This is a genomic window from Streptomyces sp. PU-14G (assembly GCF_041028275.1).
Lineage (GTDB): Bacteria > Actinomycetota > Actinomycetes > Streptomycetales > Streptomycetaceae > Streptomyces.
The window spans coordinates 1-5,037 of the sequence record NZ_JASKYT010000427.1 but is presented as its reverse complement, the minus strand read 5'-3'; the positions used below and the strand labels follow the sequence as shown (position 1 = coordinate 5,037).

Below are 5,037 nucleotides of genomic sequence, written 5' to 3'. Positions count from 1 at the left end.
GTCGACCACGAGACGGCGGCCCGGCACGTCCGCAAGGCGGTGCGCTCGGGTATCACCTACGTGTGGTCGCACACGGTCAACAGCCGGGCGGACCGGGACCGGATGCTGAAGCTGGGCTGCGAGGGCATCGTCACCGACAAGCCGGGCAGCCTGGCCCCGACGGGCGCCCGTCCGTAGGCGGGCGGCGGGGCGGCGTCACCCGCGAGGGGCGAAGGCCCGCAGCGCCAGCTCGACGAGCCGGTCGGTGAACTCGTGGGTGAGGGGCCCCGAGCGGGTGAGCCAGCGCTGCTGGAAGGGGCTGAGCAGCATTTCGACGGCGAGCCCGAGGTCGAGGTCGGGATCGATCTGGCCGGCTTCCTGCCCGGCGCGCAGCCGCCTGGTGTAGATCTCCAGGCCGGGTTCCTGGAGCCGGGTCAGGAACTGCTCGGCGAGCGCGGAGTCGGCGGCGGAGGCGACGGCCAGTGCGCGGTAGGGCGCCTCGAACGCGGCGTCGGAGAACTCGTCGGCGGTGGCACGCAGCACGGCCTTGAGGTCGGCCTCGATGTCGCCGGTGTCGGGCAGGCCGCCCTGGTAGTCGTCGTCGTGGACGACCTCGGTGAACGCGTCGAGCAGTACGGCCGCCTTGGAGGGCCACCAGCGGTAGATGGTCTGCTTGCCGACGCCCGCCCGGGCGGCGATGGCCTCGATGGTCAGCTTCGGGTATCCGACGTCTCCGACGAGTTCCATGCTGGCCCGCAGGATCGCCTTGCGGGAGCGTTCGCTGCGGCGGGAGACGTCGGGGGTCTTCGCGGTCGTGGGTGACATGGATCGAATCTAGCAGCGAGCAGAGACGAGACGAACCGTCTTGACAAGACGATACGTCTCGCCGCATCCTCGAAGGGCGACAGGGCGAGACGATACGTCTCGGACCCCGTCGCCGCCCGTAGGAACCCGCGGAAACGACGAGAAGGAGACCTCCATGAGCAAGGGACGCGGCGGAAAGATGCTGGGCGTCGGCGGGACCCGCTCCCACCTGTCCCGCAAGCAGCTGCGCGGCACCGGCGGACACGGCGACCACGGCCCCGGCGGCAACACCGACCCGCTCACCCAGAAGCGCGAACTGCTCCGCAGACTGCGCGAGTCGCGCGACTGAGACGGGCCGCCCGCGTGCGCTACCGCACAACCGGCCCGCCACCGTGCGCAGTTGGCCGTCAGCCTGCACAACTGACAGCCTGCGCAACCGGCAGCCTGCGCAAAAGGGCTCCTCAGGGGGAATCATGGGCATACCGCATCGTGTGCGCCACTCCCTGAGGAGCCGAAGATGTACGCAACCCGTCGCTATCTGATGTGCCCTCCGGTCCACTTCCGCGTCACGTACTCCATCAACCCCTGGATGGACCCCGCCAAGCCCGTGGACCTCCCCCTCGCGCTCGCCCAGTGGGAGGCGCTGCGCGACCGCTACCGCGCGCTCGGACACACGGTCGAACTCCTCGACCCGGTCCCAGGGCTGCCCGACATGGTGTACGCCGCCAACGGCGCCACCGTCATCGAAGGGCGCGTGCTGGGCGCACGGTTCGCCCACCCCGAACGCGCCGCCGAAGCACGGGCCCACCGCGCCTGGTACCGCGCGCACGGGTTCGGCGACGTCACCGAACCCGCCCATATCAACGAGGGCGAGGGCGACTTCGCCGTCACCGCCTCCTGGCTGCTGGCCGGCCGCGGCTTCCGCAGCAGCCCGCTCTCCCACGGGGAGGCGCAGGAGTTCTTCGGACGGCCCGTCGTCGGCCTCGACCTGATCGACCCGCGCTACTACCACCTCGACACGGCACTGTGCGTCCTCGACCCGGAAGCCGAGGACGTGCTCTACCACCCGGCCGCCTTCTCCCCCGGCAGCCGGGCCGTGCTCGCGCGGCTGTTCCCCGACGCGCTGCTCGCCGACGAGTCCGACGCCCTCGCGCTCGGCCTCAACGCCGTCAGCGACGGCCACCACGTCTTCCTGCCCGAAGCGGCCACCGGCCTCTTCGGTCCGTTGCGCACCCGCGGTTACGAGCCCGTACCCGTCGCGCTCACCGAACTGCTCAAGGGCGGCGGCAGCGTCAAGTGCGTGACGGCCGAACTGCGGCCGTGAACAACACCACGCAGCACGGCAGCGGAGCAGCAGCGCAGCGGTGTGGCCGGCTTCGCCAAAATCCGCGCGGCGTCCGGGCCGTTACGCCAAGGCAGGCCGGCTCGTCTCCTTGACGAGAGGGGGCGGCTCCCCGTGTGCAGGAGGGGCGCCGCGCCGCGGCGAACGACGCGAGGAGGAACGATGGCCCGTCTCGACATGGGAAGTACGGCTCCCGAGCCCTACAAGGCGCTCGGCCAGGCCCAGGGCGCGATCGACACCGGACCGCTGGAGGCGACGGTGCGCGAACTCGCCAAGATCCGCGCCTCCCAGCTCAACGGCTGCGTCTTCTGCGTGGACATGCACACGCGCCAGGCCCGCCGCTCGGGCGAGAGCCAGGACCGGCTCGACCAACTGCCGGTGTGGGAGGAGTCGGAGCTGTTCACCCCGAAGGAGCGGGCCGCCCTCGCCTACACGGAGGCGGTCACCCGGCAGGTACGGGTGGCTGACGCACTGTGGCAGGACGTGTGCGAGCAGTTCCCCGACGAGGCGGAGCGCGGCCACCTCGTCGCACAGGTCGCCCTGATCAACGCCTTCAACCGGCTGGGCGTCCCCCTGGAGATGCGGCCCGCCCCGGCACCGGGCGGCTCGCGCCGGGACTGAGCGGGGGACAGGGCTGCTCCCGGCCGGGGCGGCGCGCTCACCGCGCACCTGTCCGACTCCGTGCTCGCGCTGCTCGCGCTGCACGACAAGTACCTCCCGCCCGGCGCGCCGGGCGGGAGGGAGCGCTCCGTGGAAGGGCGCGACCTGGCGCCTTCCTACCGGAACCGGAACGTGTAGCGGGTGACGCGCCGGGGGCACACACCGCCACGTCGCTGCTGCGACGAGGCCAAGCCGGGGCGTGTCACAGCAGTCGCTTGCGGCCCCAGGTGAGGAGAAAGGCGACGAGGGCGGCGGTGACGGCGAGCATGATGCCGGCTCCGAGCCACTGCATCGTGTGCATCTGGGAGACGGGAAGGTAGTCGATGGACCGGCCGACGACGTGGTGGGACTCCAGGCAGGCGGCGTGTGCCTTGGCGTGCTCCGACTGAGCCAGGCAGGTCGTCCAGTCGAGCCTGTCCCCGGAGCTGGTGACGAAGTACGGGCCCATCCCCTGCTGTACCGCCTGGTCGGGCAGGGTCGGAAGCCCCCCGACGACGCGGTCGGTGCTGACCGACACGACGTTCCCCAGGTCCAGCCGGAAGCGGTCCCAGACGACCCCGATCGCCCCGACGATGCCGAGCGTGACCACCATCGAGACCAGCGTGCGGCGCAGGACCATGCCGACCGCCGCGCCCACGGTGAACGTGAGCAGGGCGTAGGCCACCGGCATGGCCCCCGTGCCGTCGAAGAACACGCTGCTGGTCCACTCCAGGGAGTCGGCCCGTCCCCTGAGCGGACTCCACCACCAGGTGAACACCGCGCCGAGAACAGCGGTGGACACCGCGATCAGCCCGGCGGTCATGGCGAGCTTCGTGCCGAGCCACCGCAGCCGGCTGACGGACTGCGAGGTCACCAGCTTGGCGGTGCCGGACTCCAGGTCACCCGCGAGGAGCGGGGCGCCGAGGAAGACACCGGCCAGGAGGGGCACGTAGCCCAGGTAACTCCCGAAGTCGAACAGGCGGTTGGGGTGCTTGGCGAAGTCGGGCGGAAGACCGTCCGACGTCTTCGCGGACGAGTCCACGGCGTTCAGCTGGTCCATCATCTGCGCGCGCAGCCAGACCATGGCGGCCACGCCGAGGAGGGTGAGCGCGATGAGGGTCCAGTACGCGGCGCGGTGCTGGCGCCACACCAGCCAGCACGTACCGCCGAGCCGGGGGCCGGTCTGCCGGGGGCCGTGTGAGTCGCGGGCGCGCCCTGCGGGTGCCGAGTGGGCCGGGTCGTGAGTGAGCGTGGTCATGCGGTCACCGTCTTGTGCTGGTCGCGGGTGAGGATGTCGTGGATGTCGCCGACCTGGGCGCTGGGGGCGATCAGCGAAGGTGCGTCGGGCGAACGCAGATAGGCCAGGAGCAGCTCCTCCAGGGTGGGAGCCTCGGCCTGACCGCCGTACCCGCTCGGCCCGCCGAGGCGGACCAGGACACCCGGTCGGCCCTCGTCGCTGCGCGACTCGATGACCCTGTGCGGTGCGAGGGCGGGCGGCGGGCCGCCGCCCGGCGCGGCGAACAGGGCGTGCGCGGCGCGCAGTTCGTTCACCTCGCCTGCGAGCCGCAGACCGCCGTTCGCGATGACGAGGAGGTAGTCGCAGATGTACTGAAGCTCGGCGAGCATGTGCGAGGACACCAGTACCGTCGTGCCGTGCTGGGCGGCCTCCGCCTTCAGCGTGTCCATGAGCTCACGGCGGACCAGCGGGTCCAGGTCGGACATCGGCTCATCGAGGATGAGCAGGTCGGGGCGCTTCCCGAAGGCCAGTGCGAAGGCGACGCGGGTGCGCTGCCCGCCGGACAGTGTCCCGATCTTCGCTGTCAGCGGCACCTGGCCCGCGCTGACGAGGCCTTCCGCGACGCCCTGGTCCCAGCACGGGTTGAGCTCGTGGCCGAGCCGCAGGGTCTCGGCCACGGTGAAACGCCGGAACAGCGGCTTCTCCTGGGACAGGAACGCGGTCCGCCGGACCGCCTCCCCCGACCCGGGCGTCTCACCGAACACCCGCAGGGTGCCGGCCGTCGGCTGGGTCATGTGGGTGGCCAGGCTCATCAGGGTGGACTTGCCCGCCCCGTTGGGCCCTACGAGGCCGCACACCCGCCCGGCGGGCAGCCGGAAGGAAACATCCCGCAACGCCCAGCCACGCCGGTACTTCTTGCCGAGCCCATGGGCCTCGATCGCCGACGGGCCGGCGGGGGGCGCGTGCCCCGTTCCGCTCGGGTGGTGCATCCCTGGGTGGTTCATGTGCGGCTCCTGTGCGTATGTGCGTGCGTGGG

The 5,037-nt window shown here is 71.6% G+C and carries 6 protein-coding genes; 3 read left to right on the top strand and 3 right to left on the bottom strand.

The window, feature by feature from the left end; all coding sequences use genetic code 11:
• Window positions 1-195 precede the first annotated feature (195 nt).
• On the bottom strand, window positions 196-804 hold the full coding sequence (locus AB8Z75_RS30640) for a TetR/AcrR family transcriptional regulator (RefSeq protein ID WP_369207698.1): 609 nt from the start codon (window positions 802-804) through the stop codon (window positions 196-198).
• Between the two features lie 154 nt (window positions 805-958).
• On the opposite strand from AB8Z75_RS30640, the gene AB8Z75_RS30635 reads away from it, so the two are divergent.
• From AB8Z75_RS30635 to AB8Z75_RS30625, 3 genes are all read left to right on the top strand, one after another.
• Window positions 959-1,132 (top strand): DUF6243 family protein, encoded by a 174-nt coding sequence (locus AB8Z75_RS30635; protein WP_369207696.1) that lies wholly within the window; start codon window positions 959-961, stop codon window positions 1,130-1,132.
• Between the two features lie 168 nt (window positions 1,133-1,300).
• Window positions 1,301-2,107 carry a dimethylargininase gene (gene ddaH, locus AB8Z75_RS30630; protein WP_369207694.1) on the top strand — a complete coding sequence of 269 codons (807 nt, stop codon included), beginning with the start codon at window positions 1,301-1,303 and terminating at the stop codon, window positions 2,105-2,107.
• A gap of 180 nt (window positions 2,108-2,287) precedes the next feature.
• A complete protein-coding gene (locus AB8Z75_RS30625; RefSeq protein WP_369207692.1) occupies window positions 2,288-2,746 on the top strand; it encodes a carboxymuconolactone decarboxylase family protein in 459 nt (152 codons plus the stop codon).
• 241 nt (window positions 2,747-2,987) lie between these two features.
• Here AB8Z75_RS30625 and AB8Z75_RS30620 read toward each other — a convergent pair whose 3' ends face one another.
• Complete coding sequence (locus tag AB8Z75_RS30620; RefSeq protein WP_369207690.1) at window positions 2,988-4,022, bottom strand: transmembrane transport protein; 1,035 nt, start codon at window positions 4,020-4,022, stop codon at window positions 2,988-2,990.
• Entirely contained in the window at window positions 4,019-5,005 is a 987-nt protein-coding gene (locus AB8Z75_RS30615; protein ID WP_369207688.1) for an ABC transporter ATP-binding protein, read from the bottom strand. The genes AB8Z75_RS30620 and AB8Z75_RS30615 overlap by 4 nt, the downstream gene beginning before the upstream one ends.
• Between the last annotated feature and the right edge of the window lie 32 nt (window positions 5,006-5,037).